This is a genomic window from Kitasatospora sp. cg17-2, from assembly GCF_054031055.1.
In genome coordinates this window covers 1502239-1528689 of record NZ_CM132923.1, presented here as the reverse complement: position 1 = coordinate 1528689, position 26451 = coordinate 1502239, and the positions used below count along the sequence as shown (strand labels likewise).

25 protein-coding genes are annotated in these 26451 nt (G+C 73.5%); 5 read left to right on the top strand and 20 right to left on the bottom strand.

Annotated elements, in window-relative coordinates; genetic code table 11:
- Positions 1 to 13: 13 nt before the first annotated feature.
- Positions 14 to 439: a winged helix-turn-helix transcriptional regulator gene (locus tag ACW14Y_RS06055; RefSeq protein ID WP_030396509.1), complete on the bottom strand. Its 426-nt coding sequence runs from the start codon at positions 437 to 439 to the stop codon at positions 14 to 16.
- 87 nt (positions 440 to 526) lie between these two features.
- Here ACW14Y_RS06055 and ACW14Y_RS06050 point away from each other — a divergent pair, with 87 nt between their 5' ends.
- The gene (locus ACW14Y_RS06050; RefSeq protein WP_380388173.1) at positions 527 to 1393 is read left to right on the top strand and encodes an NAD(P)H-binding protein; all 867 of its coding nucleotides are present in this window, start codon (positions 527 to 529) and stop codon (positions 1391 to 1393) included.
- Between the two features lie 120 nt (positions 1394 to 1513).
- On the opposite strand, the gene ACW14Y_RS06045 is transcribed toward ACW14Y_RS06050, so the two are convergent.
- From ACW14Y_RS06045 to ACW14Y_RS06030, 4 genes are all read right to left on the bottom strand, one after another.
- Positions 1514 to 1975 (bottom strand): hypothetical protein, encoded by a 462-nt coding sequence (locus ACW14Y_RS06045; RefSeq protein WP_402724223.1) that lies wholly within the window; start codon positions 1973 to 1975, stop codon positions 1514 to 1516.
- A gap of 190 nt (positions 1976 to 2165) precedes the next feature.
- Positions 2166 to 3197 carry an NADPH:quinone oxidoreductase family protein gene (locus tag ACW14Y_RS06040; RefSeq protein WP_456986131.1) on the bottom strand — a complete coding sequence of 344 codons (1032 nt, stop codon included), beginning with the start codon at positions 3195 to 3197 and terminating at the stop codon, positions 2166 to 2168.
- Positions 3194 to 4099 carry an SDR family oxidoreductase gene (locus tag ACW14Y_RS06035; protein ID WP_456986130.1) on the bottom strand — a complete coding sequence of 302 codons (906 nt, stop codon included), beginning with the start codon at positions 4097 to 4099 and terminating at the stop codon, positions 3194 to 3196. Before ACW14Y_RS06035 ends, ACW14Y_RS06040 begins: the two co-directional genes overlap by 4 nt.
- The gene (locus tag ACW14Y_RS06030) at positions 4096 to 4854 is read right to left on the bottom strand and encodes an SDR family oxidoreductase (protein ID WP_380302663.1); all 759 of its coding nucleotides are present in this window, start codon (positions 4852 to 4854) and stop codon (positions 4096 to 4098) included. Before ACW14Y_RS06030 ends, ACW14Y_RS06035 begins: the two co-directional genes overlap by 4 nt.
- A gap of 254 nt (positions 4855 to 5108) precedes the next feature.
- Here ACW14Y_RS06030 and ACW14Y_RS06025 point away from each other — a divergent pair, with 254 nt between their 5' ends.
- Positions 5109 to 5738 carry a TetR/AcrR family transcriptional regulator gene (locus tag ACW14Y_RS06025; protein WP_380388166.1) on the top strand — a complete coding sequence of 210 codons (630 nt, stop codon included), beginning with the start codon at positions 5109 to 5111 and terminating at the stop codon, positions 5736 to 5738.
- 33 nt (positions 5739 to 5771) lie between these two features.
- On the opposite strand, the gene ACW14Y_RS06020 is transcribed toward ACW14Y_RS06025, so the two are convergent.
- Both ACW14Y_RS06020 and ACW14Y_RS06015 read right to left on the bottom strand, forming a co-directional pair.
- Positions 5772 to 6656 (bottom strand): class I SAM-dependent methyltransferase, encoded by an 885-nt coding sequence (locus ACW14Y_RS06020; protein ID WP_456986129.1) that lies wholly within the window; start codon positions 6654 to 6656, stop codon positions 5772 to 5774.
- Positions 6657 to 6839: 183 nt separating this feature from the next.
- Positions 6840 to 7175: an ArsR/SmtB family transcription factor gene (locus tag ACW14Y_RS06015; protein ID WP_456986127.1), complete on the bottom strand. Its 336-nt coding sequence runs from the start codon at positions 7173 to 7175 to the stop codon at positions 6840 to 6842.
- 155 nt (positions 7176 to 7330) lie between these two features.
- Between ACW14Y_RS06015 and ACW14Y_RS06010 the strand changes: the two genes are divergently transcribed.
- Entirely contained in the window at positions 7331 to 8539 is a 1209-nt protein-coding gene (locus tag ACW14Y_RS06010; RefSeq protein ID WP_456986126.1) for an MFS transporter, read from the top strand.
- On the opposite strand, the gene ACW14Y_RS06005 is transcribed toward ACW14Y_RS06010, so the two are convergent.
- Positions 8510 to 9214, bottom strand: coding sequence for a ScbR family autoregulator-binding transcription factor (locus tag ACW14Y_RS06005; RefSeq protein ID WP_456986125.1), 705 nt, complete (start codon positions 9212 to 9214; stop codon positions 8510 to 8512). The two genes, ACW14Y_RS06010 and ACW14Y_RS06005, sit on opposite strands and share 30 nt — an antisense overlap.
- Before the next feature lie 319 nt (positions 9215 to 9533).
- On the opposite strand from ACW14Y_RS06005, the gene ACW14Y_RS06000 reads away from it, so the two are divergent.
- Positions 9534 to 10124, top strand: a complete 591-nt coding sequence (locus ACW14Y_RS06000; RefSeq protein WP_380388155.1) for a TetR family transcriptional regulator — start codon at positions 9534 to 9536, stop codon at positions 10122 to 10124.
- A 138-nt stretch (positions 10125 to 10262) separates the two neighbouring features.
- On the opposite strand, the gene ACW14Y_RS05995 is transcribed toward ACW14Y_RS06000, so the two are convergent.
- From ACW14Y_RS05995 to ACW14Y_RS05965, 7 genes are all read right to left on the bottom strand, one after another.
- On the bottom strand, positions 10263 to 13268 hold the full coding sequence (locus ACW14Y_RS05995) for an NACHT domain-containing protein (RefSeq protein ID WP_456986124.1): 3006 nt from the start codon (positions 13266 to 13268) through the stop codon (positions 10263 to 10265).
- Positions 13269 to 13466: 198 nt separating this feature from the next.
- A complete protein-coding gene (locus ACW14Y_RS05990) occupies positions 13467 to 14360 on the bottom strand; it encodes a lysozyme (RefSeq protein WP_456986123.1) in 894 nt (297 codons plus the stop codon).
- A 440-nt stretch (positions 14361 to 14800) separates the two neighbouring features.
- Positions 14801 to 15151, bottom strand: a complete 351-nt coding sequence (locus tag ACW14Y_RS05985) for a rodlet layer protein (RefSeq protein WP_380312935.1) — start codon at positions 15149 to 15151, stop codon at positions 14801 to 14803.
- Between the two features lie 274 nt (positions 15152 to 15425).
- Positions 15426 to 16514 (bottom strand): glycerate kinase, encoded by a 1089-nt coding sequence (locus ACW14Y_RS05980; protein WP_456986122.1) that lies wholly within the window; start codon positions 16512 to 16514, stop codon positions 15426 to 15428.
- Entirely contained in the window at positions 16511 to 17350 is an 840-nt protein-coding gene (locus tag ACW14Y_RS05975; protein WP_456986121.1) for a sugar phosphate isomerase/epimerase family protein, read from the bottom strand. The genes ACW14Y_RS05980 and ACW14Y_RS05975 overlap by 4 nt, the downstream gene beginning before the upstream one ends.
- A gap of 171 nt (positions 17351 to 17521) precedes the next feature.
- Complete coding sequence (locus ACW14Y_RS05970) at positions 17522 to 18670, bottom strand: dihydrodipicolinate synthase family protein (RefSeq protein ID WP_380393324.1); 1149 nt, start codon at positions 18668 to 18670, stop codon at positions 17522 to 17524.
- A 68-nt stretch (positions 18671 to 18738) separates the two neighbouring features.
- Positions 18739 to 19890 carry a Gfo/Idh/MocA family protein gene (locus ACW14Y_RS05965; RefSeq protein ID WP_380442024.1) on the bottom strand — a complete coding sequence of 384 codons (1152 nt, stop codon included), beginning with the start codon at positions 19888 to 19890 and terminating at the stop codon, positions 18739 to 18741.
- Positions 19891 to 20020: 130 nt separating this feature from the next.
- On the opposite strand from ACW14Y_RS05965, the gene ACW14Y_RS05960 reads away from it, so the two are divergent.
- The gene (locus ACW14Y_RS05960; protein WP_340635347.1) at positions 20021 to 21031 is read left to right on the top strand and encodes a LacI family DNA-binding transcriptional regulator; all 1011 of its coding nucleotides are present in this window, start codon (positions 20021 to 20023) and stop codon (positions 21029 to 21031) included.
- A gap of 84 nt (positions 21032 to 21115) precedes the next feature.
- On the opposite strand, the gene ACW14Y_RS05955 is transcribed toward ACW14Y_RS05960, so the two are convergent.
- From ACW14Y_RS05955 to ACW14Y_RS05935, 5 genes are all read right to left on the bottom strand, one after another.
- On the bottom strand, positions 21116 to 21874 hold the full coding sequence (locus ACW14Y_RS05955; protein WP_456986120.1) for a sugar phosphate isomerase/epimerase family protein: 759 nt from the start codon (positions 21872 to 21874) through the stop codon (positions 21116 to 21118).
- Between the two features lie 105 nt (positions 21875 to 21979).
- Positions 21980 to 23890, bottom strand: coding sequence for a heparinase II/III domain-containing protein (locus tag ACW14Y_RS05950; RefSeq protein ID WP_456986119.1), 1911 nt, complete (start codon positions 23888 to 23890; stop codon positions 21980 to 21982).
- 95 nt (positions 23891 to 23985) lie between these two features.
- Positions 23986 to 24654, bottom strand: coding sequence for a hypothetical protein (locus ACW14Y_RS05945; RefSeq protein ID WP_456986118.1), 669 nt, complete (start codon positions 24652 to 24654; stop codon positions 23986 to 23988).
- Positions 24655 to 24660: 6 nt separating this feature from the next.
- Positions 24661 to 25509 carry a carbohydrate ABC transporter permease gene (locus tag ACW14Y_RS05940; RefSeq protein WP_380393306.1) on the bottom strand — a complete coding sequence of 283 codons (849 nt, stop codon included), beginning with the start codon at positions 25507 to 25509 and terminating at the stop codon, positions 24661 to 24663.
- Positions 25506 to 26441, bottom strand: a complete 936-nt coding sequence (locus ACW14Y_RS05935; RefSeq protein ID WP_380310282.1) for a carbohydrate ABC transporter permease — start codon at positions 26439 to 26441, stop codon at positions 25506 to 25508. The genes ACW14Y_RS05940 and ACW14Y_RS05935 overlap by 4 nt, the downstream gene beginning before the upstream one ends.
- Positions 26442 to 26451 lie beyond the last annotated feature (10 nt).

The following is a 26451-nucleotide window of genomic DNA, read 5'->3' as shown; positions in this document are numbered from 1 at the left end:
GCGGTCGTCGGGGTCAGCGGATCTCCGACCCCGGATTGGCGTCGTCCCAGCTCTGCCGCGAGTCGACGATCGCGTCGTGGTGGTCGTAGGACCAGTCCGCCATCGCGCGCACCAGATGGGTCAGGCTGTGTCCGAGCGGCGTCAGCTCGTAGTCCACCTGGGGCGGGATCGTCGGGTGGACGGTGCGCGAGACCAGGCCGTCGCGCTCCAGCCGGCGGACCGTCAGGGTCAGCATGCGCTGGGAGATCCCCGGCACGCCGCGCTGGAGCTCGCGGAACCGCCGTACCCCCTTGGCGAGTTCGACCACCACCAGGACGGTCCAGCGGTCGCCGAGGCGGTTCAGCAGATCGCGGATGCCGCAGTCCTCCCCGTCCTCGCACCAGAGCACCGGACGCGCTCCGGCGGCCGGGGTGGTTACCTCGGTGTGCCCCACTGACATCGAAGTGCCTCCTTACGTCGAACGCCCAGGCTATCGAGGATGGAGACCGGGCCGCCGACCAGGGCGGACGGAACCCCAGGAGGAACGATGCTTCTCGTCACCGGTGTCAACGGCGGACTCGGCTCGCTGGTGCTGGAGCGCCTCGCCGGACGGCCCGGTGGGCCGGAGGGCGTGGTCGCGGGCAGCCGGACGCCGGAGCGCGCGTCGACGACCGGCGTGCCGGTGCGGACGGTGGACTTCGACCGCCCGGAGACACTGGCCGAGGCCTTCACCGGAGTGCGCACCCTGCTGCTCGTCTCGGCCGGCTACGGCGAGGACGACGTGGTGATCGCCCGCCACCGGGCGGCGATCGAGGCGGCCGAGCGGGCCGGGGTGGAGCACGTCGTCTACACCAGCCTCTCCGGCGACGGCGACCACCTCGCCTACGCGCTCGCCCACCGCTGGACCGAACGGCGGCTGCGCGAGTCCGCCACCCTGCGCTGGACGATCCTGCGCAACGGCCTCTACGCGGAGCTGCTGGCCTTCCTGGCCCGGCCCGACGCGGACGGCGTGATCACCGCCCCGCTCGCCGACGGACGGCTGGCGGCGGTCGCCCGCGAGGACCTCGCCGAGATCGCGGCGAAGGTCGCGTCGGCCCCGGCCGAGCACGCGGGCCGGGTCTACGAGCTGGTCGGCGAGGAGGCGGTGGGCGCCGCCGACGTCGCCGCGGCGCTCACCCGGGCCACCGGCAGGCCGGTCGAGTACCGCCCCGGCACCCTCGCCCAGGCGCGGGCGGCGATCGCCGCCTCGGGCGCGGAGTCCTTCCAGGTGCCCATGGTGGCGGGCACCCTCTCGTCGATCGCCCACGGCTTCCTCGCCGGCCCGGGCAAGCCCGGCGACCTCGCCGCCCTGCTCGGCCGCGCCCCGCGCCCGGCCCTGGAGGTGATCGCCGCAGGCACCGACGCCTCGTGGTGACGGCCCGGGAGCGTCAGTCGCGGCCCCGCCACCGGCCTCCCGGTGGTGGTCCCGTCGGAGTCCCGCCGCCCGGGCGGGCGGCGGGACATCGTCACGGCACTTGTCGAGGCTTTGCGGCGGTCAGGCGCGGCTGATGTCGAACTCCAGCGGCCTGTCCGCGTCGGAGACCCGGAGCTGGCCGGTGATCCTGGTGACCCGGGTCCCCGTTGCGCAGGCGATGTCGGTGCTGTTGCCGGTGCCGCCGAACATCGCGAAGTAGATGATTCCTCGGCCGAGGCTGTTGACGCCCAGCGTGAAGTTGGCGATCGCGTAGGTGTCATTGGTGCCGGTGACGAGTTCCGTCTTCACCAGCGCGCTCTTGTGGGCCTGGGGCGTGATGCTGAACGGTCGGCTCGTGGCGCCGTCCGTGGCGGTACCGGTGAAGGCGGTGTCGGCCTTCTCAAGGCCCGTGTAGTCGCTGATGGCGCCGCCGCAGGTGTCGGTGGTCGCGGCCGCGGACGGGGTCGCGGTGGAGACCAGGGTGCCCGTACAAGCAGCGGCACAGACCAGGGCGGTGACCGAGGCCTTGGTGAAACGGTTCATCGAAACTCCTTGGTGTGGCGGAGGATCCGATCACCCTCCGCACACGAATCATCACGTTGCTCCCAGGGGTGGTGCTCGTCGGCGGCGTCCGGTCATACGAATCGGGTCATCACATGGGGTCGTTCTGATCGCCGCCGGCACCGACGCGGCGTGGTGACGGCCCGGGACCGCCGGCCGCGGCCCCGCCCGTTCACGGCAGCACCACCAGTCGCCCGGTGGTGGTCCCGTCGGCGACCCGCTGGACGGCGTCGGGGACGGCCTCGAACGGGAGCCGTTCGGTCACCAGTGGGCGGACCGTGCCCTTGGCGGCGAGTGCGCACAGCTCCCGGTGCACGGCGCGCACGGCCTCCGGGTCGCGGGTCTGGTAGAGGCCCCAGTGCACGCCGAGGATCGCGTAGTTCTTCACCAGGGCGTGGTTGAGCGCGGGCGCCGGGATCTCGCCGCCGGCGAAGCCGACCACGACGATCCGGCCCTCGAAGGCGACGCAGCGGGTGGAGCCGGTGAAGGCCGCGCCGCCGACCGGGTCGAAGACCACGTCGGCGCCCCGGCCTCCGGTGGCGGTCCGGACGGCGGCGACGAAGTCCTCGGTGGTGCGGTCGACCACCAGGTCGGCGCCCAGCGCGCGGGCGGTGGCCGCCTTGGCCGCGCCGCCGACCACGGCGATCACCCGGGCGCCGGCCGCCCGGCCGAGCTGGACGGCGGCGCTGCCGACCCCGCCGGCCGCCGCGTGCACCAGCAGCGTCTCCCCGGGGCGCAGCGCGGCGCGCCGGTGCAGGGCGAACCAGGCGGTCTGGTGGCCGATGTGCAGGGCGGCCGCCTCGGCGTCGTCCAGGCAGTCGGGGGCGCGGAAGGTCGCGGCCGCGTCCAGCAGGGCGTACTCGGCGAAGGCGCCGTGGGGGAGGACGGGGGTGCCGATCACCCGGTCACCGGGCCGCCACGGCTCCGCCGGGAGGTCCCTCGGCTCGTCCGGGAGGTCTCCCGGCTCCGCCGGGGCGGGCCCGCGCTCCACCACCTCGCCGCACAGCTCCACCCCGGGGGTGAACGGCAGCGGCGGCCGCACCTGGTACTGGCCCCGGACCAGCAGCGCGTCCGGGAAGTTGACGGCCGCCGCCCGGACCCGGACCAGCAGCTGTCCCGGGCCCGGCGCCGGCCGGGGCGCGTCGCCGACCGGCCGCAGCGCCGCGCGCGGCTCGCCCGGCTCCGGCACCTGCCAGGCCCTCACAGCGCCCCCTCCTGCTCCAGCTGCCGCTGGAGGCGGTTCATCCCGGCCAGCCAGCGGTCCGGTTCCCCGGCACGGACGGTGTAGAAGTCGGCGACCTCGGCGTGCGGCAGGACCAGGAAGCGGTCCGCCGCCAGGGCGTCCAGCAGGGCCGCCGCGACCTCGGCCGGCTCCAGCGCGGTGGGTGCGAGCAGCGCCTCGCCGACCGCGCCGGTGCTCGCCAGCATCGCGGTGCGCACGCCCTGCGGGCAGAGCGCGTGCACCCGCAGCCCGCGGTGCCGGTAGGTGGCGGCGAGCCACTCGGCGAAGGCGAGCGCGCCGTGCTTGGTGACGGCGTAGGGGGCCGAGCCGAGCATGGTGAGCAGCCCGGCCGCCGAGACGGTGGCGACGAACCGGCCGCTGCCGCGTTCCAGCCAGTGGGGGAGGAGCAGTTCGGCGGCCCGGACGTGGGCCAGGACGTTGACCTCCCAGGCGGCGCTCCAGGCCTCGGGCGCGGCGTACGCGCCGCCGACCGGTGCGACGCCCGCGTTGGCGCACCAGATGTCGAGTTCGGCGCCGTGCCGGGCGAGCGCTCCCCGGGCGGAGTGGACCAGGGCGGAGAGTCCCTCGGCGGAGGCGGCGTCGCCGGGGACGGCGGAGCCGCCGCAGTCGGCGGCGACCGCGCGGGCCGCGGCGCCGTCCAGGTCGTTCACCACCACCTGGGCGCCCGCGGCGGCGAAGGCGCGGGCGACTGCGGCGCCGATGCCGCGGCCGGCGCCGGTGACGACGACGCCCTGGCCGGCGAACGGCGGGGCGGTCGTGGGGTCGGTGGGGGTTTCGGCAGAGGTCTCGGCGGGGCTCGCGGCGGGGTTGGCGGCCGGGGTGTTGGCCGCGGTGGTGGCGGGGGTGTTGGCCGGGGTGCTCACAGCCCGCCGCCGAGGGTGATGCCGCCGTCCACCACCACGGTCTGGCCGGTGATCCAGGCCGCGTCGGGGGAGAGCAGGAAGGCGACCGCGCCCGCGACGTCCTCGGGCATCCCGAGCCGGCCGAGCGGGTAGGCGGCGGCGACCTGCTCCTCGCGGCCCTCGTACAGGGGCTCGGCGAACCTGGTCTTGACGACGGCGGGGGCGACCGCGTTGACCCGGATGCCCTCGGGGCCCAGTTCGGCGGCGAGTTCGGTGGTGAGCCGGATCAGCGCGGCCTTGGACACCCCGTACATGCCGATCCCGAGCGAGGAGCGGAGGCCGGCCACCGAGGCGACGTTGACCACCGAGCCGCCGTGCTCGCCCATCCAGGCGGCGTGCGCCCGGCGGGTCCAGGCGAGCGGGGCGAGCACGTTGACGGCGAGGATCTTGGCGGCGGCGGCCTCGTCGACGGTCAGCACCGGGCCGTACACCGGGTTGATGCCGGTGTTGTTGACCAGGTGGTCGAGTCGCCCGAAGGCCTCCAGGGTGCGGGCGACGGCCTCCTCCTGGTGGGCCGGGTCGTCGGCGCGGCCGGCGACGCCGATGGCGACCTCGGGTCCGCCGAGGTCCTGGACGGCCTCGGCGAGCGGCTCCGGGGTGCGCGCGGTCAGGCACACTCTGGCCCCCCGGGCGACCAGCTCGCGCGCGATGCCGAGGCCGATGCCCCGGCTCGATCCGGTGACGACGGCCACCCGGCCCTTGAAGGAGTGCACCACGGGGATCCCTTCGGCGTGGACGGCGGCCGTGCGACCGGCTCGGCGGCCCGGCTGCCGGTGGAGCTGCTGTTGACTGGTGGAGCGGCTGCTGACTAAGCGCTTGCTCAGCATGCTGTCGGTGCGACACCCTGTCAACAGCCCCTGGGGTCGCGTCCGGGCGGGTGTTCCGGGTGCGTCTCCCGCCCTCCGCCGGCCCGGCCCCGGGGCGAATGCCCGTACGACCGCCCGGACGACCGATCTGCGAGGATGGCGCCATGACCAGCACGCCCATCGCCGAGCTGTGGCCCACCCTGCCCGGCGGCGCCGACACCCGCCCGGAGGCGGCGTACCGGCTGCTCCGGGCCGCCGTCGAGTCCTTCGCCGAGCGCGGCTTCCACGCCACCACCACCCGGGACATCGCCACCGGCGCCGGGATGAGCCCGGCCGCGCTCTACATCCACTACCCCTCCAAGGCGGCCCTGCTGGCCGAGATCAGCCGGGCCGGTCACGCCGCGGCGCTCGCCCTGGTCCGCGCGGCGGTGGCCGGCGAGGGCGACCCGGTGGACCGGATGCGGCGCCTGGTCGAGGACTTCACCGCCTGGCACGCCCGGGCGCGGACGGTCGGCCGGGTGGTCAACTACGAGCTGCACGCGCTCCCGGAGGACGACTACGCGGCGGTCGCGGCGCTGCGGCTGGACATCGAGCGCGAGGTCACCGCGCTGATCGAGGCGGGGCGCGCGGACGGGCTGTTCGAGGTCGCCGAGGTGCGCACCGCCGCGCGCGCGGTCACCTCGCTCGGGATCGACGTGTCCCGCTGGTACACCGACCGCAGCAGTGAGACCCCGGAGGAACTCGGCCGCCGTTACGGTGAGTTGGTGCTCCGGATGCTGGGTGCCGGGCGCTGACGGACCGGTCTCCGGCATCGAACTCGGCGCCGGTCAGCCGTCCTTGACGGCGGTGTGCACCATCCACGCGACGTGGTGGCGCAGTTCGTACATCTCCACCGTGGACCGCAGCCCCAGCCAGTGCTCGGTCGCGCCGAGGCGCCGCAGCACGGCGTAGGGCAGCCGGAAGTACCCGTACAGCGCCTCGGTGGTCGGCAGGTAGTAGGGCGTGGCGTCGAGCTCCTCCTCCAGCCGGAAGCCCGCGCCCGTGACCAGTCTGCCGAGGGTGCGGGTGGTGTAGCGGCGGGCGCCGGGCAGCACCATGGCGTCCAAGTACGGGTCGAGCAGCGCCTGCTGGGCTCCGGGCATCTCCGTGCGAGGGACGGCGGCCGGCCCGAGCAGGACCAGTCGTCCGCCGGGCCGCAGCAGCCGGTGGAACTCCGCGAGGGCGCGCGCCGGGTCGTGGGCGTGGCAGAGCGTCTCCATCGAGTAGGCGCCGTCGAAGGAGCCGGCGGGCAGGTCCAGTTCGTGGAAGTCGCCCCAGCTGAAGGAGGTGCGGCCCTCCAGCGCGGCCCGGGCGCTCAGTCGGCGGGCCTCGCGGACGTGGAAGTCCATCAGGTCGACGCCGGTGACCCGCAGGCCGAAGCGGGCGGCCAGTTGGCGGGCGACGACGCCCGAGCCGCAGCCGGCGTCCAGGACCCGGGAACCGGGCGCCAGGGCGAGTTTGCGCCCGAGCACCCCCTCCAGCTGCCGCTGCGCGCGCCAGCAGCGCCATTTGGACTGGCCGGGCTCGGTCCAGCCCCAGTGCCGGGCCCGTCGGCAGACGAGGGTGTAGAACAGCCGGTGCCCGGGGGTGCCGTAGACCCGGCGCAGGCCGTCCAGGTCGAGCCCGTCGCCGGTCTGTCCGTCGCCGGCCTGTCCGTCGACCTCACCGATCATCGCACCCGGCCCTTCGCTGGTACGCGCCCTCGCCGTCCCGGCCACGCTACCGAGCACGCGGCGCGGGCGCCGGTCCGGTGCGGCCGGACGGGCGGCGGTGGGCGGGGCGTGGTGGGGCAGGGCTCGGGCGGCGGGAGGGCGTGCCGGGGCAGGGCTCAGGCGGGGTCGGGGTTCGGGCAGGGCTCAGGCGGGGTCGGCCGCCCGGGTCGCGGCGAGCAGGGCGTCGAGCAGGCCGGGGAAGCGCGCGTCGAGGTCGGTCCGCCGCAGCGAGACGAAGCGGTTGCGGCCGGCGACCCGGGTGGAGGTGACGCCGGCCTCGCGCAGCACCCGCATGTGGTGCGACACGGTCGACTTGTGCAGGTGGTCCAGGCCGAGGTGGCGCGGGTCGCAGGAGTGCTCGGCGCCGTCGGCGTAGCTGGTCAGCAGGCGCATCCGGACCGGGTCGCCGAGCGCGTGCAGCACGGTGACCAGGTCGATCTCGGTGGTGGCGGGCTGGGGCAGCCGCTCGTCGTCGGTCATGGCCGGCGGCCTCCTCGGGGCTGGGGCGGCGCTGGCGCGACGCGAACGGGACGGTTTGACAATCATCCACCAATCCGTACTGTTTGGCGAGCATCAAACTGTTGCCTGTTCGTCCAACAATCAGGCCCGATGACGTCCGCTCCTGGGGGAACCACGTGCCCGTCCGCCTGCTCCTGCTCGCCCTCGGCACCTTCGCCGTCGGCACCGACACCATGGTCATGGCCGGAATCCTCGGCCCGATCGCCGAGGACCTCGGCGTCACGGTCGCCGCCGCCGGCCAGCTGGTCACCGTCTTCGCCCTCGGCTACGCGCTGCTCGCCCCACCCCTCGCCGCGCTCACCGCGCGCTGGCCGCGCCGCCGGCTGCTGCTCACCGCGCTCGCCGTGTTCGCCGCCACCAACGCGCTCAGCGCGCTCGCCCCCTCCTACGGGACCCTGCTCGCCACCCGGGTCCTGGCCGCCGCGGGCGCCGCGCTCTACACCCCGACCGCCAACGCGGTGGCCACCACCCTGGTCGCCCCCGAGCGGCGCGGCCGGGCGCTGGCCACCGTGCTCGGCGGCATGACGGTCGCCACCGCGCTCGGCGTCCCGCTCGGCACCTGGATCGGGCGCACCGACTGGCGCCTCACGATGTGGCTGGTCACCGCCCTCGGCGCGGCCGCCCTGGCCGGGCTCGCCCTGCTGCTGCGCGACCTCCCGGCGCCCGCCGTCGCACCCGGCCTGCGGGACCGGCTGGCGCCGCTGCGCGACCGGCGGGTGCTCGGCGCCGCGTCGACCACGCTGCTCTTCTTCCTCGCCTTCCAGACCGTCTACATCTACCTGGCCACCGCGATCGCCCCGGCCACCGGTGGACGGGCCGACCGGTTGAGCCTGGTGCTGCTGGTCTCGGGTCTCGCCTCGGTCGCGGGCAGCTGGCTGGGCGGGCGCCTGGTCGACCGGGTCGGCGTCCGCAGGGTGCTGCTGGTCGGCAGCACGGTGGCGGCGTTCGCGTTCGCCGCGCTGCCGTGGGCGGGGCGCTCGATGCCGGGTGCGCTCGCCTACGCCGTCGTCACCCCGCTGGCGGGCTGGGCGGTCTCGGTGGCGCTGCCGCACCGGCTCGCCTCGCTCGACCCGGGCAACGCGCAGCTGCTGATCTCGCTCAACAGCAGTGCCCTGTACCTGGGTACGGCCGCCGGTGGCGCGGTCGGCAGCGCGGCCGTGGCCCTGTTCGGCGGGCGCTGGTTCCCGCTCGCGGCGGCCGTGCTCGCGCTGGTCGCAGCGGCCGCCAGCCGGGCCGGTATCGACGCCCCGCGCGTCGTGCAGCCGTCCGCAGCGCCCGCCCGCCGTCCGCTCGCGTCACTCCGCGCGGATCGCCCGGAACAGTAACTCGGCCGTCTCCGACCACCGTTCGACGATGTCCGCCCGTTCGCGCAGGACGTCCGAGATGTGCTGGGTGCCGAAGAACGCGGCCACCAGCGACCGGGCCGCGGTCCGGGGTCGCACCCCCGTCCGCAGCTCGCCCAGCGCCTCGGCACGGGACAGCAGTCCGGCCAGCAGCTCTGTCCAGTCCACGTACGGTGTGGGCAACTCGGCGTCGATCTGCGGGCGTTCGACCTGCAGGCGGGTGCCGGCCTGGACGACGACGTCGTCCCGGAAGGCGAGCGCCGCGCCCGCCAGCAGGCGTTCTGCGGTCTCCAACGGCCCGTGCCCCTCCGCGGTGACCCCGGCCAGCAGCAACGGCCAGCGGGCGTAGTGGTGTTCGACCACGGCGACGGCCAGTGCCTCCTTGGTCGGGTAGTGGAAGTAGACCGCGCCCTTGGTCATCCCCACCCGGTCGGCGACCTCCTGCACCGAGGTGTGCCGGAAGCCCCGGGCCGTGAACAGTTCGGCGGCCGCGGTGAGGACCAGCAGCCTGGTGCGGGCGGCCCGGTCCTGCTTGGGGTCGGGGCCCCGCCGGGTGGCGATCGGCCGGACCCGGAACGGACCGGGCGGTTCGGCCCCGGGTCTGGCCCCGGAGTCGGGTTCGCGTTCGGGTTCGCGCTCGGGTTCGGGTTCGGGCATGTTCGGCTCCTCGGTGGTGGGGGCGGAGTTCGCCGCGACGGTTCCGGTGCGGGCTGTCAACCCGTGCTCGACGAAGGCGTTTTGGACAGGGCGGCGGGAAGCCCGTCTCGACGCCAATCCTTCCGGAAGGTAGGTTCCTGAGCCGTGACACCTGTGGGGGAACCGCAATGTAGCGGTACCGCGCGGGAGTTCGCGACCTCGGGGGAGGAAGCACCGTTGAATGTTCCCGGTCGGACCAGAACGGAACCGGGCGGTGACCGTGCCGCCCCGAGAACATTCCTCCGCCACGGAATGTTCTCCGAACCCCGAGGAGGACCGCATGATGAAGCAGCAGCGGGCCCGGCGCACCCGGGAGAAGGTGCTCGACGCCGCGGCCGAGGAGTTCTCCACCCAGGGCTACAGCCGGGCCACCCTCAACGCGGTGGCGCAGCGCACCGGCATGACGAAGGGCGCGCTGTACGGGCACTTCGACTCCAAGCGCGCCCTCGCGGGTGCCCTGATGTCGCAGTCCCGCCAGGTCTGGGAGGAGATGCGGCTGACCCGCGACGTCCCCGGCGTCGGGGCCGCGGACGTCCTGGAGGGACTCGTCCTGGACCTCGCACAGCGGCTGAAGGAGGACGTCCGGCTGCGGGCGGCCCTCCGCCTGGCCACCGACGTCCCGGACCCGGCCGGTCCGGCGCCCGACATCCTCTCGGACGTGCAGTGCGGCCTGGTCGCCCTCATCCGCCGCGCCCAGGGCGAGGGCAGCATGGCACCCCGCCCGCCCGAACTGGTGGCCCAACTCCTGCTCGCCGTCCTCCACGGCGCCCCGCACGTCGCCTTCGGCCGCCCGGACGCGACCCCCGACGACCCGGCCGCCCACACCGCCGCCTGGCGCATCCTTCTGGACTCCCTCACCGCGGCCCCGTGAGCCCGCCGCCCCCGCCACCCGGAACCGGACCGGGTGGCGGGGGCGGCGGGGCGAGGAGGCGGGGTCAGCCGTTGGCGGAGGCAACAGCGGCAGACCCGTTCCGTACGGCCAGCTGTCCGTACGGAACGACATGGCTGGCTACCGCTTCACGCGCTCCCAGAAGCTGTGGACCCTCGCATCCTCCGAGGATTCGTCCAGAATGATCGCGGCGCCGAGATTGAGCCTCAATCGGACCTTCTTGGACCCCTTCGCCGCGAGGTTCTCCGGTCGTGCCAGATCAGAGTCGAGAAGCTCACCGATGAAGCGCCTCCACTCGCCGTCGTACTCCTGGGTCCACTTCAAGCGATGGTCCTCAGGCTGGTGATCCTCCCTGAGGATTAGAGTCGACTGGGCATGTTCCGTAAGATGCTTGAGATAGTGCCGAGATGCCTCAGCCAGTGTCGAGGCGGTTTCACTCGACGGCTCCGGAGCGTCGATTACAGCGGCGCCGCAGCTCAGGAGTGCATCGAGGATCTCCTGGCGGCGGGTGTGGTAATGGGTGGGGCGGACGTAGAGCTCTACCACCTCCTTGTGTACGACTCCGCTCAGCCCTGTCAGATTGCTCTTCCCCTCACCTGTCGTGATCTTCTTGACATGGGTCCCGTCGAGCCGGATCTGCCAGCTGGCGGTCGTGGGGAGGACCAGTTTGTCCACACGGGAGTCGACTAGTTTGACGTTGTTCGCTTCGACATCGGTGAGGTCGAGCGGGTCGGCGAAGGTCGCGCCCAGAACTGGTGTTGACGGTACCGCCTGAGTGATCCTGATCACCGCGGACCACAGGCTGCCGAGGTTGGCCGCGAGCACGCTGTCGTGGAAGCCCTCTGCCTGGCGAGTGGATTCCGAGGGGAAGTCGGCCAGCGCACCGACGATGCGAGCAGGGTCGACTGCCGCGACCACGGCGTTCACGGTGGCCGTTCGCCATTCCGACCGGCTCAGGAGCCGGTGGAAGACCGTGAGGTACTGCTCGTCGAGGTAGCGAGTGGCAATGCCTGCAAGGAAGTGGTCGAAGAAGAGTTCGTGCTGGAACCGAAAGCGTGTGGGTCCGTTGGTCGTCGAGCCGGCTGCTAGCCCGCATAACACCTGCAGCCGGTCCCGAAGACCTTCCCGGTTGTCCAGCTCCTCCACGTCGTCCAGGCCGAGCGCTATCGCCGCAGCCGTTTCCAATTCGGCGGAATCGACCTCACGTTCATGGTTGTCAGCCATGATCTCTGCGACATACTCGAACGTACGTCGCAGCTCGCTGTGGTCGAGGAGGCTCGACGCACTGCCTGCGGCGGGGGTGAGCTTGCGTTCCTCCCGCAGGATGTAGTGATCCAGGAGCCGTTCGGTGAAGGAGGAGGGGGTGTTCGAATCCTCGTCGTAATCCCCAGCGAGGCACATCTCGGCGAAGGCTCGGGCGAAGAAGGGCAGACCAAGCAGTTCCTTGTCCCCGATTGACAGGTTCTGGAAGCGGGAGGCCGGAACTCCATGGTCGTTGAGGAAGGAGCGGATCTCGCTGGGAGTCCAACGTAGCACCTCGGCAATTCGATGCCGGACGGCTGCGTTCCCGCCTTTGGCGCGCTGGACGCTGGACCGGTACTGGTTCACGTAGTAGGAGGAGCGCGCGGAGACGACGAGGACCCCGCGGCCTCCGAGGGCGTTAAGCCAGTCCTTCAGGGAATCGAGGGCATCGTTGTATGCGGCGCCGCCGAGCAACTCGTCGAAGCCGTCGATGAGCAGGGCCAGCAGGCCGTTGCGGCAGAGAGACTTGACACGGTCCTCGTCGAGATTCTGTGTCAGGACGACGGCATCGTTGACTGCCGCGTCGAGGCCGTCTAGGACCCGGCCGGTGGATTGCACGTACAGGAAGAGCGGGAGGTCTCCGCGTTCGTTGCCCTGGTTTCGCTCAACCTCCAGCGCCCGGTCCCGCGCGGCTCTGACCATCGCCCGGGTCTTCCCGATCCCGGCCTCGCCGTTGACGAAGACGACTTGGGTCTCGCCTTTCTCTACACCGAGGTCGTCGTCCACGCCGTCGATCAGGGCGGAGAATTGCTGCTGTTGAGGGTTTGTGCCGTCATAGTCGGTCACCTGCACGCGCGCTTCCCGCTGTGCGGCGATCTCCGGCTTCCAACCGAGCTGGTTGGTCTCTTCGTCGGTGATCCGGCGTTCGATTCGCTCCAGGGTGTGCCGCAGTCGGGCGGCGACGACGGACCAGTTGGCCAGTCGGCGGAGGTAGACGCGGTACGGGAGCCAGCCGTCCTCGTGTTGCCACTGGGGGCCGTCGGGACCGAGGCGGAAGTAGTCTCGCCGGTGTTCGGTGCCCTCGCTTGTCGACTTGCCCCACTCGTACCCGAATCCATGCTCGTGGTCGAAGCACTCCGGCGGTGGTGCTACCAGATCGGAAAAGGCTTCGAGGTCACTCTGGACATCCCGTCGGAAGGCTTCCCGGGGTTCCGACAGATATCGCGGTTTGAGGAGCTGGTCAAGCGAGGCTGTGAGCGGACCTCCGCTGACGGTGGACCGGTAGCCCGGTGTGCCGAAGGCGAGGAACGACGGATCGTTGCCGACGAACCTCGAGTACACGTGCCAGCTGTTGTCCGCCTTGGCGTAGAGGAAGGGCCAGAGCCCAACCTCGCTGTCGGACCAGAGGAAAGCCGGTCGGAGCTCGGGATCGATTGTACTGGTGAGCGAGACTGTGGCGTTGGCTAGACAGCTTGCGACGATGTCGGAAGTCTTGCGTACCAGAGCGTCCACGGTCATCGAGAGACCCGGTGGCACTGCCCCGCCGTGGCTCACGTGGTCGCGCAGTTGCTTGGTGCTCCGGAGTCCGGACGGCGCGTCCGGTATCCCGCCGTCATAGCCGAACAGTGCCTCGGTTACGGCCTGACCCACGTGGCGCACCGCGGTGTTGTCACCGGCGCTGTTGAGGCGTGAACGCAGGTCACGGAGAAGGGAGATCCACTCCCCGAGCCCGGGCGACCGGCCGATCGGTGGCACCGATCGGCCGGATGCCCGGAGCGTGGAGGTGGCTAGGAGCGCAAGGAAGCGCACCTCGAAATCGAGTGCGGAGAAGCTCTCCGGGACACTTCGAGCCGTACCTGGTTCGGGTGCATAGAAGCCTTCCATGCGGCGAAAGATCTCTACTGCCGAGCTGCTCACCGATCACCTCAACGCTGTTGTTCGGCAACGCTGTTCACCGTCCTATGCGGAGAAGCTAGCACTTTGCCGCCGGTGCGTGTGGTGGGCGGCTTCCTGGAGGCCGTCAGGGGATCGTCGAGTGTCGTGGTGAGTGGGTGTTATGGGGGACGGAACGAGCGCCTGGGTTCAGCCGTTGGCGAGGGCCTGGACGCGGTCGAAGGCGCCGTTGAAGAGGTTCTGGTCGCCGGGGAAGGTGCCGGAGTCGGCGTGCTGCCAGATGGTCTGGTAGCTCCAGCCGGCCGGGAGGGTGCCGACGGCGGAGGCGTAGCGGGCGACCCAGAGGGGGTTGGTGGCGCCGAAGGAGGCGTTGTTGCCGGTGCAGGTGGTCCACCAGTTGGTGGTGGTGTAGATGGTCGGGTAGCGGCCGGTGCGGGTGTGGACGGTGTTGCTGAAGGCGCGGATCCAGCTCACCATGGCGCTCTGGCTGAGCCCGTAGCAGGTGGCGCCGTACGGGTTGTACTCGATGTCGAGGGCCGGCGGGAGGGTCTTGCCGTCGCGGGACCAGCCGCCGCCGTGGTCGACGAACCAGTTGGCCTGCGCGGTGCCGGAGGAGCGGTCGGGCAGGGCGAAGTGGTAGGCGCCGCGGATCAGGCCGGCGTTGTAGGAGCCGTTGTACTGCTGGGTGAAGTACGGGTTGGTGTAGGTGGTGCCCTCGGTGGCCTTGACGTAGGCGAAGCGGGCTCCGTTGGCGCGCACCGAGGACCAGCTGACGTTGCCCTGGTAGCTGGCGACGTCGAGTCCGGGCGTCTGGGTGACGGCGAGGGCGGCGAGCGGGGCGGTGCCGTCGCGGCCCTCGTGGGCGGCCACGGTGGAGCCGGCGAAGTCGAGGTCGGGGTGGATCGGCGGCAGGTGGCCGCCGGCCGCGTGCGCGGGGGCGGCGATGCCGACGGCCAGGGCGACGGCGGTGGCGACGGCGGCGAACGAGGCGAGCCGGCGCCGCCGGGGCCGCCGGAGGCCGGTGGTGCCGGAGGGGGCGACGGAGGGGCTGGCGGAGCTGGCGGAGCGGGAAGTGCTGGGCATGACACTCCTCTGGTCCGGTGCTGACGACCCGTGGGGTGGTGCGGACTGCCGGGACGGCCGGTGAGGGCGCCCGGAGGCAGCAGGGTAGCCATGTACGTGCCAGCCCGCCAGGTATCGGTGGCCCCATTCTGACCGGGGGTCACAGCCGGGTGGTTCCGACCACCCGGACGACTCCGTGCCCGCAGGACCGGTGTTCACCAGGGGCGGGGCCGCCGGGCCCCGGGTGGCGGGCGGTGCGGGGCGGCGCGGGTCCGCACTCCCGCGCCGCCCGGGCTTCGCGCACCGGTCGGCCATTGGTCGTCCACTCTTCGTGCGCCCCGCAAGTCCCCCGCGGCCCACCGGACATGCCGAACGCCCGGCCGGGAAGCCCCGGCCGGGCGTCGGTCCCGCGCGGTACCCGGCCCCCGGGACGTGTCACCGGGGCCAGGAGTACCGCGGGATCAGCCGATCAGGTGCGAGACACCGCCGTCACCGGAGGACTGGGTGTTGTGGCCGACGTTGCAGATCTGCTTCGGGGTCTTGTTGAGGACCGGGACCTCGATCGGGACGGCCACGCCGATGACGGCGCCGACCGCGACGTTGTGGACCTCCGGGAGGCAGATGTTCGGGTTGTCGAGGGTGTGGAAGTTGGCGCTGTGGTCGCCGTGGGTGCCGGTCTGGTTGGTGCCGCCGTTGCCCTGGGACGAGACGGCGGCGCCGTCCGCGTCGGCGATGGCGAAGGCCGACCCGGCGGACATCGCGATGGCAGCGGCGGCCAGGCCGGCGGCGGCGGCAAAGGTGTTCTTGAACATTTCCGCATTCCTCTCAAGATGAATTCGAAGCACTGGTCGACCTGTTGGCGGTCGAATCAGGCGCCGGCTGAAGGTGGTGCACGCCCTGAACCGGTTGCAATCACTGCTGTCCGGATCAAAGAACGACGGTCCGGAAAGTTACGACCTGCAGCGGAACCGGCTGCCACCGACACCCGCACGGCTGATCCGCTCCCGGCAGGCTGACGTCGACATCCTCACCGGCGCCGGCTCGGTCGGGTGCGTCAGCGGGTCAGCGGGTCAGCGGGTCAGCGCGTCAGTGCGTCGGCTCTCCGGCCGAGTGGGCCAGGTGTGCTCCGGCGAGTTCGAGCCAGTGGGTGGCCCGCCGTTGTGCGTCCTCGCTGTCGCCGGACAGGGACAGCAGGGTGAGCGCCCGTTCGTCGGTGGAGTCGCCCGCGACGACGCGGAACGGTACGGCGGCGCGGTGCGCGCGGTCGATCACCTCGCCGACGGCCTTGCCGAGCAGGCTGGTGGCGTCGAAGCGGCCCTCGCCGGTGACCACGAGGTCGGCCCCGGCGAGGGCGGCGTCCAGGTCGAGGAGGTCGGCGACGGCGGCCGCGCCCGGGGTGATCCGGGCGTCCCAGGCGGTGGCGAGGCCGTAGGCGGTGCCGCCGGCCGCTCCGGCGCCGGGGTGGTGGGGGTCGCCGCCGAGCAGTTCGGCGTAGCGGCGAAGTCCGTGTTCCAGCAGGGCGATCTCGGACGGGCCGGCGCCCTTCTGCGGGCCGTAGACGGCGGCCGCGCCGTCGGGGCCGTAGAGCGGGTTGGTGACGTCGGTGAGCAGCCGGACGCCGCCGGGCGGGCCGGGGCGCAGCCGGCGGGTGTCGATGTGCCCGGCGGTGGCGAGGGAGCCGCCGCCGTCGGGGAGCGGGGCTCCCGAGTGGCCGAGGACGCGCAGGCCGAGGGCGGAGAGCAGTCCGGCGCCGCCGTCGGAGGAGGCGGAGCCGCCGAGGGCGACGGTCAGCGCGGTGGCGCCCGCGTCCAGGGCGGCGGCGATCGCCTCGCCGGTGCCGCGGCTGGTGGCGGCGAGCGGTGCGAGGCGGCCTTCGAGCAGGGGGAGCCCGCTGGCGGTGGCGAGTTCGACCAGCGCGGTGCCGTCGGGGAGCAGCAGGTAGCGGCCCGGGACGGGGCGGCCGTCGGGGCCGGTGCAGCCGGGGACCTCGTGGACGGTCGCGCCCGGGTGGGCGGTGGCCACCGCGTCGAGGGTGCCCTCGCCGCCGTCGGCCATCGGCAGCAGGACGAGCTCGTCGTGGGGTCGGACGGAGTGCCAGCCCTCGGCGAGGGCCCGGGCGGCCTCGGCGGCGGTGGCGGTGCCCTTGAAGGAGTCGGGGGCGAGGACGATCCTCATGCTGCCGGGGCCACGTGGGTGAGGTGGCGTTCGGCGAGGGTGCGCAGGGTCTGCTCGCCGGGGGTGTCCCAGATCAGCTGGTTGAAGATCTCGACCTCGATCCAGCCGGTCCAGCCGGCGGCGGTGACCTGGTCGGTGAGGGTGCGGAAGTCGATGTGGCCGTCGCCGACGTGGCCGCGGCCGAGCAGGGCGTCGGCGGGCAGCGGCAGGGTCCAGTCGCACACCTGGTAGGAGGCGATGCGGCCCTCCCGGCCGGCGCGGGCGATCTGTTCGGGGAACTGCGGGTCCCACCAGACGTGGTAGCTGTCGACGACCACGCCGACCTGGGCAGCGGGGTGGGGTGCCGCGAGGTCGAGGGCCTGGCCGAGGGTGGAGACGACGGCGCGGTCGGCGCAGAACATCGGGTGCAGCGGCTCCAGGGCCAGCCGGACGCGGAAGTCACCGGCGTGCGGGGCGAGTTCGGCGATCATGTCGGCGACGGCGGTGCGGGCGCCGACGAGGTCGCGGCTGCCCTCGGGGAGGCCGCCGACGACCATGACCAGGGTGTCGGTGCCGAGTTCGGCGGCCTCCTCGATGGCGCGGAGGTTGTCGGCGAGCGCGGCCCGCCGCTCGTCCGGTCCGGCGGCGGTGAGAAAGCCGCCCCGGCAGAGGCTGCTGACGGCGAGGCCGGCGTCCCGGCAGAGCTTGGCGGAGCGGGCGAGGCCGGTCTCGGCGACCTTGTCCCGCCACAGGCCGATGGCGGGGATCCCGGCGTCCACGCAGCCCTGGACGGCTTCGGGGAGGCTCCAGTTCTTGGTGGTGATCTGGTTGAGCGACAGGCGGGAGAGTCCGGTCACGGTGCCGGGCTCCTTTCGAGGAGGTGAGGGCCGGTGAGGGGAGAGGAGGTGAGGGCCGGTGAGGGGAGCGGAGGGTGAGGGGAGCGGAGGGGAGGGTGAGGCCGGTGGCCGCCCTGAGGGCAGGACGGCCACCGAAGGACGCGGGGCCCTGAGGCGGGGACGCGCCCCCGCTCAGCCGAGCGGCGCCGCCACGGCGAGGAAGCGCCGCATCCGGTCGGCCGCGAGCTCGGGGTCCGGCAGGACCCCGGCGGCGTCGGCGAGCCGGAACAGCTCGACCAGGTGGGGGACCGAACGGCCGCTCTGCGCGCCGCCGACCATGGTGAAGTGGTCCTGGTGCCCGGCCAGCCAGGCGAGCAGCACGATCCCGGTCTTGTAGTGGTAGGTCGGGGCGGCGAACAGGTGCCGGGCCAGCGGCAGGGTCGGCGCGAACAGCGCGTCGTAGCGGTCGAGGTCCCCGGCGTCCAGGGCGTGCAGCGCGGCGGCCGCGACCGGGGCGATCGGGTCGAAGACGCCCAGCAGCGCGTCGCTGTGGCCGTGCTCGTCGCCGCGGATCAGCTCCGGGTAGTGGAAGTCGTCGCCGGTGTAGAGGCGGACCCCGGCGGGCAGGGCGCGGCGCAGCGCGACCTCGCGGTCGGCGTCCAGCAGTGACACCTTGATGCCGTCGACGCGGTCGGCGTGCTCGCCGATGAGTTCCAGGACGGTGGCGGTGGCGGCGTCGAGGTCGGTGGATCCCCAGTAGCCGCTGAGGGCCGGGTCGAACATCTCGCCCAGCCAGTGCAGGATCACCGGCCGCTCGGCCTGGCCGATGATGCGGCCGTAGACGCGCAGGTAGTCCTCGGGTCCGCGGGCGGCGGCGGCCAGGGCGCGGCTGGCCATCAGGATCGGCCGGGCGCCGGCGGACTCGACGACGTCGAGCTGCTCCTCGTAGGCGGCGGTGACGGTGTCGAGGGTGTGGGTGCCCGGGGCGAGCTGGTCGGTGCCGGCGCCGCAGGCGAGCAGTCCGCCGGTGGCGCGGGCCTCGGCGCCGGAGCGGGTGATCAGTTCGCGGGTGGCGGGCCAGTCGAGACCCATGCCGCGCTGGGCGGTGTCCATGGCGTCGGCGACGCCGAGGCCGAGGGACCACAGGTGGCGGCGGAAGGCGAGGGTGGTGTCCCAGTCGACGGCCGCGGGTGCGCCGGGGGCGTTGTCGCCGAGCGGGTCGGCGACGACGTGGGCGGCGGCGTACACGACGCGGCCGGTCGGCGCCCCGGTGGTGGGCGGGAGGCGGGGCGGCTCGGACAGACGGTGGCGGCCGTGGCCGGGCAGGTCGATCTCGGTCATGGTGTCAGCAATCGGGTCGGGGTGCGGGCGGAACCGGGGCGGGTGCGGGCGGGGGCGGTACGCGGGGCTCAGAGCGCGAGGTCGGGCACGTCCAGGCGGCGGCCCTCGCGGGCGGAGCGCAGGCCGAGCTCGGCGAGCTGGACGCCCTTGGCGCCCTCCAGGAGGTCCCACCGGTACTCGGAGCCGGTCACCACGTGCCGCAGGAACAGCTCCCACTGCACCTTGAAGCCGTTGTCGAACTCGGCGTTGTCCGGCACCCGCTGCCACTGGTCGCGGAAGGACTCGGTGACGGCCAGGTCGGGGTTCCAGACCGGCTTGGGGGTGGCGGCCCGGTGCTGGAAGCGACACTCGCGCAGTCCGGCGACGGCGCTGCCCTCGGTGCCGTCGATCTGGAACTCGACCAGTTCGTCGCGGTCGACGCGGACCGCCCAGGAGGAGTTGATCTGGGCGGTGATGCCGCCCTCCAGCTCGAAGATGCCGTACGCGGCGTCGTCGGCGGTGGCCTGGTACGGGCGGCCCTGCTCGTCGACGCGGGTGGGGATGTGGGTGGTGGTGTGGGCGTAGACGGAGCGGACCGGGGCGACGATGCCGTCCAGCACGTAGCGCCAGTGCGGGAACATGTCGAGGACCATGCCGCCGCCGTCCTCGGCGCGGTAGTTCCAGGACGGCCGCTGGGCCTCCTGCCAGTCGCCCTCGAAGACCCAGTAGCCGAACTCGCCGCGCACGGACAGGATCCGGCCGAAGAAGCCGCTGTCGACCAGGCGCTTGAGCTTGAGCAGGCCGGGGAGGAACAGCTTGTCCTGGACGGCGCCGTTGCGGACCCCGGCGTCGCGGGCCAGGCGGGCCAGCTCCAGCGCGGCGTCCAGGGACTCGGCGGTGGGCTTCTCGGTGTAGATGTGCTTGCCGGCGGCGACGGCCCGGCGGATGGACTGCTCACGGACCTGGGTGAGCTGGGCGTCGAAGTAGATCTCGGCCAGCGGGTGGGCGAGGGCCTCGTCCAGGTCGGTGGTCCAGTGGGTCAGGCCGTGCCGGTCGGCGATCTCCTTGAGCTTGTGGGCGCTGCGGCCGACCAGGATCGGTTCCGGCCACAGCACCTCGCCGTCGCCGAGCGGCAGGCCGCCCTGCTCGCGGATGGCGAGGATCGAGCGGACGAGGTGCTGGCGGTAGCCCATTCGACCGGTGACACCGTTCATGACGATGCCGATCACCTTGCGGGACATGGTGGGCCTTCCTTCCGGGGGAGGTGCGCGGGAGGTGTGCGCGGATTCTTGGTAAGCGCTTTCCGCCGGGTACGTTACGAGTATGCCGAACCCGAGGTCAACCACCCGTGCCACCCGTTCCACCGGCGCCGTGACGCTGCAACGCGTCGCGGAGCACGCCGGGGTGTCGATCGCCACGGCCTCGCGGGTGCTCCACGGGGGCACCCGGACCGTGGGCGAGGAGCTGCGCCGCAAGGTCGAGGACGCGGCGCGGGACCTCGGCTACGTCTCCAACGCGCCCGCGCAGGCACTGGCCCGGTCCTCGACCTCGGTGGTGGGCCTGGTCGTCCACGACATCGCCGACCCGTACTTCGGGGCGATCGCCGCCGGGGCGATGCGGGCCGCCAAGCGGCACCGGCTGATGGTCATGATCGCCGCCACCTTCGGCGATCCGGAGCTGGAGATCGAGTACGTGCGGAGCCTGCGCGCCCAGCGGGCGCGGGCGGTGCTGCTGGCCGGCAGCGGCGTCGCCGATCCGGACCTCACGGCGCGCCTGGCCGCCGAACTGGACGCCTTCCGGGCCGACGGCGGCCGGGTGTCCTGCATCGGCGAGCGGGACGTCGAGCCCTACGTCCCGCTCGACCACACCGGCGGGGCCGAGCGCGCGGCCACCGAGCTCTGGCAGCTCGGACACCGCCGGATCGGCGTGGTCGCCGGGCCCGAGGGCCTGGTGACCGTGCGGCGGCGGCTCGCCGGGATCAGGGCGGCGTGGTCCCGGCTGGGCGGTGAACTCCCGGACCGCAGGGTGGTGTTCGCGGACTTCACCCGTGCGGGCGGGCGGGAGGCGGCGCTCGGGCTGTTCGCGGCCGAGCCGGGGGTCACGGCGGTGCTGGCCCTGAACGACGTGATGGCGGCGGGTGTGCTGGCCGCCGTCCAGGACGACCTGGGGCGGAGCGTGCCGGGGGAGGTCTCGGTCGTCGGCTTCGACGACGTGCCGTTCGCGGTGGACCTGCGGCCGTCGCTGACCACCGTCCGGCTGCCGCTGGAGGAGGCGGGGGAGCGGGCCGTCCAGCTGATCGCGGACGGCGCCTCGCCGGCCCGGCAGGCGCCGCTGGGCGTGGCCCTGGTGGTGCGCGGCAGTACGGGGCCGGTGGCGGGCTGAGAGGGGCCGGGGGCGACTGCCGCGAGGGACGGACCAGGGCTGGATAGCGCTTACCAAGCTGTGCTCACCGAGCTGGGGACCGGCTCACGCCGCGGGCCACCTCCCGGCGACCCAGTCGAGCGCGCCGGGCAGGACGTCCTCCACCGGAGGGATGCCGGGGTACCAGGTGCGCTCCCACTCCAGCGACACCCAGCCGTCGTAGCCGTCGAGGAGTCGGCGGGCCTCGTCCAGCGGGACGGCGCCGGTGCCGAGCGGGACGGGGGTGGTGCAGGCGGGCGAGGGGGCGTCCTTGAGCTGGACGCAGTGCAGGCGGTCCCGCAGCCGGCGCAGGGTGTCGGCGGGCGCCTCGCCGTGCCGCCAGGGGTGCAGCAGGTCCCAGATCGCGCCGGCGCGGGGCGCGCGGTCGAGCAGGGCGGCGACGGCCGCGCCGGTGGGCAGGGCGTCGTGGGTCTCGACCAGCACCGTCGGCCCCTCGTCCGGCGCCTCGTCGGCGACGGCGGCGAGTCGCCGGGCTCCGGCCGCGAGGTCGGTGCCGCCGGGGAAGACCCGGACGTGGTCGGCGCCGAGGTCGCGGGCGAGGCGGAGGTCGGCGCGCAGGGCGTCGACGACCGGTCCGTCGGCGCCGGGCTCGCAGATCCGGACGTAGCCGGAGAGGCAGAACGCGGGCAGACCGCCGAGGGTGCGGCGGACGGCGGCGCGGTCGGCGGCCCCGAGGCCGGCGTGGACGCCGGTGTCGGGGTGCAGGCGCAGCTCCAGCCCGTCCAGGCCGAAGCGGCGGGCCAGGGCGACCACGTCGGCGAGCGGCAGGCTGGGGGTGCCCAGGGTGCTCAGGGCCAGTCTCACGGTGTTCCTCCTCGGGACGCCGGGACGCCGGGACGCCGGGCCGTCGGGGCCGGGCGGCGGTGGGAGAACTCGGTGGGAGAACAGGGACAACGGGTGCCGCCGGAGTCAGGGACGTTCCGGCAGCTCCTCCACGACCCAGGTGAGCGTGCCCCGCGGCCCCAGCGCGCCGACGTCGATCCCGATCCGGGTCAGCCGCTCGCCCCACACGTCCCCGAGCCACGGGTCGTCGAGCAGCCGCACGGTCGTGGTGCACGGCGTGGACGCGGGCTCCCAGGTGATCCGGACGGCGCCCGCGCCCTCCAGCGCGGTGACCACGGCGTACCCCTCGCCGGTCGTCACGGTGCCCGCGAGCACCAGGTGCACCCGGGTCGCCGATTCCCCGGTGCCGGCCCCGGTGGACGGTGCGAGGTCCCAGGTCTCACGGACCCGCACCCGCCCGTCGCGGCGGTCCAGCCGGGCCTCCCGCCGCCAGCCGGCCACGTCGGAGCGGGGGTAGGCGCCGGCGAGGTCCAGGCTCAGCACGGCCTCGTCCTCGTCGCTGCGCACCCGGACGTCGCGGGCCGCGTACGCCGCCCCCGGGGCCTGGTCGGTGCCGCGGATCCGTGGCACGGTGTGCCAGTCGCTCCGCATGGTCCAGACGCCGTAGCGGTCCGGGCCGAAGGTCCGCGCGGTGTACGTCGGGCGGCCGGGGTCGACGACCACCGGGACGCCGTTCAGCGCGACGACGACGCTGCCCACGTCGTTGTGGTTGTGGTGCTCGCCGTTGTGCCCGCCCTTGACGGCGAGGGTGAGGCCGGCGCAACTGCCCTCGGCGCGGCGGGCCAGGAACAGCTGGACGGACGGCAGCCAGACGTCCCTGGGCAGCGGCGGCACCGCGGGCCGGACGCCGTTCCACCCCGGGTCGGTGAGCGCCCGCAGCAGCCGCCCCAAGCCGCCCTCCTCCCGGGCGAGCGGCGCCCCGGGTCGGCGCTGCGCCGCGGCGTGCGCCTCGGCGGCGGCGTCCCCGGTCCGGCGGGCGGCCCGGTGCAGGGCGTCCCAGGGCTGGCCGGGCGGGACCCGGGCCGGGCTGTCCGCGGCGTTGACGTACCACGGGCCGCCCAGGTGCATCCGGTACGGGAACGCCACGGTCTCCCGCAGCGCCGCGGCCGGGGCCGGGTCGAGGGCGCCGCCGCTCGCGTGGTGCAGGACGTCGAGGGCTTCGAGGGCCCGGCAGACGCCCTGCCACCAGTAGTGGAAGCCCTCGTCGACGGCGCCGTCCGCGAGGACCGAGGCGAGGTAGTGCTCCAGTCCGTCCACCGCCAGCCCGACCAGCCGGTCCCGGGTCGTGCCCTCGGGCGCCAGGACCAGGGCGGCGACCAGCACATGGCCGTGGATCCAGGCGCTCCAGTTGTGGACGTCGCCGTCCAGGCCGAGCCAGTGCCAGTCGCGCCGGGCGGCGAACGGCGTGAGCACCCGATGGCCGACCTCGTGCCGGACCCGGGCGCGCAGGCCGGGATAGCGGCGGTCGAGCGCGGTGCCCAGCAGGTGGTCGGTCCAGGCGAGTTGGGCGGCGACCTCGCCCGCGCCGAGGTCGAGGAACGGCCGGGCGGGGTCGGGCACCACCTCGCCGCGCCCGAACGCCTCGTCGTGGGCGGGCCAGCACCAGGTGCTCTGCTCGCACAGCAGCGTCACGCCGTCGGCGACCTCGTCGATCCAGGCGTCGTCGAGGGTCACCGCGGCCATCACCACGGCGCGGCTGAGCCGCTGTTCACGGGCGAACACCGCGCCCTCGTAGCCCGCCCGGTCACCGTCGCGGGCGATCCGGGCGAAGCCGCTCGCGGACGGGAGCGGCCACGGCGCGGCGAGGTCGGCGCAGGCCCGTGCGCGCAGCGCCTCCAGCGTCGGCGGGTCCAGCCGGTCGGCGGACCAGGCCGAGCGGTCGTCGGCGGTCGGCACCGGCAGGCAGGCCGAGGGCGCGGCGAGCGGCCCGGCGCCCGATGGGTGGGGGCGGGCGGCGTCGGACGGCGGGTGGGACACGGGTGCTCCTGGAGCCGGGGGGAGGTCGGGGGACGCCGGCGGCGGGGGCGCGGTGTGCGCTCCCGCCGCCGGTTGCCGGGTGCTGGGTGCTGGGATCAGCCCCGGCGGGGGGCCCGGTGGGGCGGGCCGTCCGTGAGCGGCGCGAGCACATGGCGGGTGTTGACCCAGGCCACGTACAGCGCCGGTGCGGGCAGCAGCAGGAGTCCTACGGCGGGGCGCAGGGCGACCGCCGCGAGGAGGACCGCGAGCACCGCGAGGGTGGCCAGGCCGAGGTGCCAGCGGCGCAGGGCCAGGTAGGCGGTGGGGAGCAGCAGCCGGGCCGGCAGCGGCCGGTCCGAGGCCAGGACCGTCACCGCCACGAGCACGACGAGGGCGATCAGCAGCAGGAGCACCGGGGTCAGCGGGGCGAAGGCGGTGCCGGTCGCCAGCCGCAGGTCGGTGACCAGGACGAGGACCGCCGCGGCGGCGACCGCGGCGGTCCGGCAGGCGTGCGCGAACCCGGCCCGGTACCCGGCCCAGAAGGACCGGCCCACCCGCTGCGGCTCGTCGGTGACGGCGGCGAAGGCGGCGCAGGCGCCCCTGACGGCCGGTCCGCACAGGACCGAGAGGGCGGCGGTCAGCGGCCGGGCCGCCGGCGCGGTGGCGCCCAGGGCGGCCGCGACGGTGACCGGCAGCGTCGCCAGCGCCAGGCAGAGGTTGATCCGCAGCCCGGCGTACACCGTGGTGAAGACGCTCTCGTAGGGCAGCCCGGTCCGTTCACGCACGCCCGCTCACCCCTTCATTCCGGAGGTGGCGATGCCCTGGATGAAGTAGCGCTGGCCGATCAGGAAGATCACCAGGATCGGCAGTACGGACAGCACGGAGCCGGTCATCATCATCGCATAGTCGGCGTCGAACTGGCCGATGAAGGACTGCAGGCCGAGCTGGATTGTCCAGTGCTCGTTGCTGGTCAGGTAGATGAACGGGCCCATGAAGTCGTTCCAGGTGTTGACGAAGGTGAGCAGCGCCAGGCTGGCCAGGGCCGGCTTCGACAGCGGCAGGACGATCCGGGCCCAGATGCCGTACTCCGTCAGGCCGTCGACGCGCGCGGCCTCGCACAGCTCGTCGGGGATGGTCAGGTAGTACTGCCGCATCAGGAACACCCCGAAGGCGCTGAACGCCTGCAGCAGGATCAGCGACCAGTAGGTGTCGGTGAGTCCGGCCTTCTGCATCATGATGTACTGCGGGATCATGTACGCCTGCCAGGGCAGGGCGATCGTCGCGATGTAGGCGAAGAACAGGACGTCGCGGCCGGGGAAGCGGACCTTGGCGAAGCCGTAGGCGGCGAAGCTGCCGGTGAACAGCTGCAGCAGGGTGATGGTGGTGCTGAGCAGGACGGTGTTGCCCAGGTAGGTGCTCAGCGGGATGCGGCTCCAGATGTCGACGAAGTTGCTCCAGCGGAAGGTCTCCGGGATCCACCGCACCGGGACGGTGAAGACCTCGTTGTTGTCCTTGAGCGAGGCGCCGAGCATCCAGGCGAAGGGGACGAGGACGGCGGCCGCCGCGGCCAGCAGCAGCGCGTACGCCAGGCCCCGGCCGATCAGGGCGCGGACGCGGCGGACCGCGGGGGTCGGGGTCATGAGTCCCTCCGCTTGTTGAACCAGAACTGACCGAGGGTGAGGACCAGGACCAGCAGGAACAGGACCACCGAGATCGCCGAGGCGTAGCCGAACTCCCCGTCCACGATGCCCTTCTGGTAGATCTGCTGGGACAGTACGCGGGTCGCCCGGCCCGGTCCGCCGCCGGTCATGACGACGACCAGGTCGAAGATCTTGAAGCTCTGCACCGTCAGCAGGATCAGGACCAGGAAGGTGACCGGCCGCAGCCCGGGCAGGGTGACGCTGCGGAAGCGCCGCCAGGCACCGGCGCCGTCCATCTCGGCGGCCTCGTACAGCTCCTTGGGGATCGCCTGGAGGCCGGCCAGGAAGAGGATCATGTAGTAGCCCATGTCCCGCCAGGCGCTGGCGACGACGACCGCGGGCATCGCCCAGGTGGTGCTGCTGGTCCAGCCGGGCGGGTGGTCGACGCCGAGGGACTCCAGGAACTGGTTGACCGGTCCGGAGGCCGGGTTGAAGAGCATGTTCCACACCAGCGCGACCGCGACCATCGAGGTGATGTAGGGGAAGAACGCGGCGGCGCGGAAGAACGCGACGCCGGCGAGCCTGCGGTTGAGCAGCAGCGCGAGGCCGAGCGAGGCCGCCACGGTGAGCGGGACGTGTCCCGCCGCGTAGGTCAGCGTGTTGAGCAGGGCGACCTTGGTCGATTCGTCGTTCAGGAGGCGGCGGAAGTTCTCCGGCCCGGTCCAGTGCGGCGGGTTGTAGGAGTCCCAGTCGGTGAGGGAGAGAGCCATCGCCGCGGCCACCGGGACGAGGGTGATCAGGACGAAGCCGAGGAAGTTCGGCAGGATGAAGCTCCAGCCGACGAGCGTGGTGCGCCACCGGGAGGGCCCGCGGGACGGCGGCGCGGTGCCGGCCGTCCGCGTCGCGGGTGCGGCGCCGATGAGGTCTGTCATGGTGGTCCTT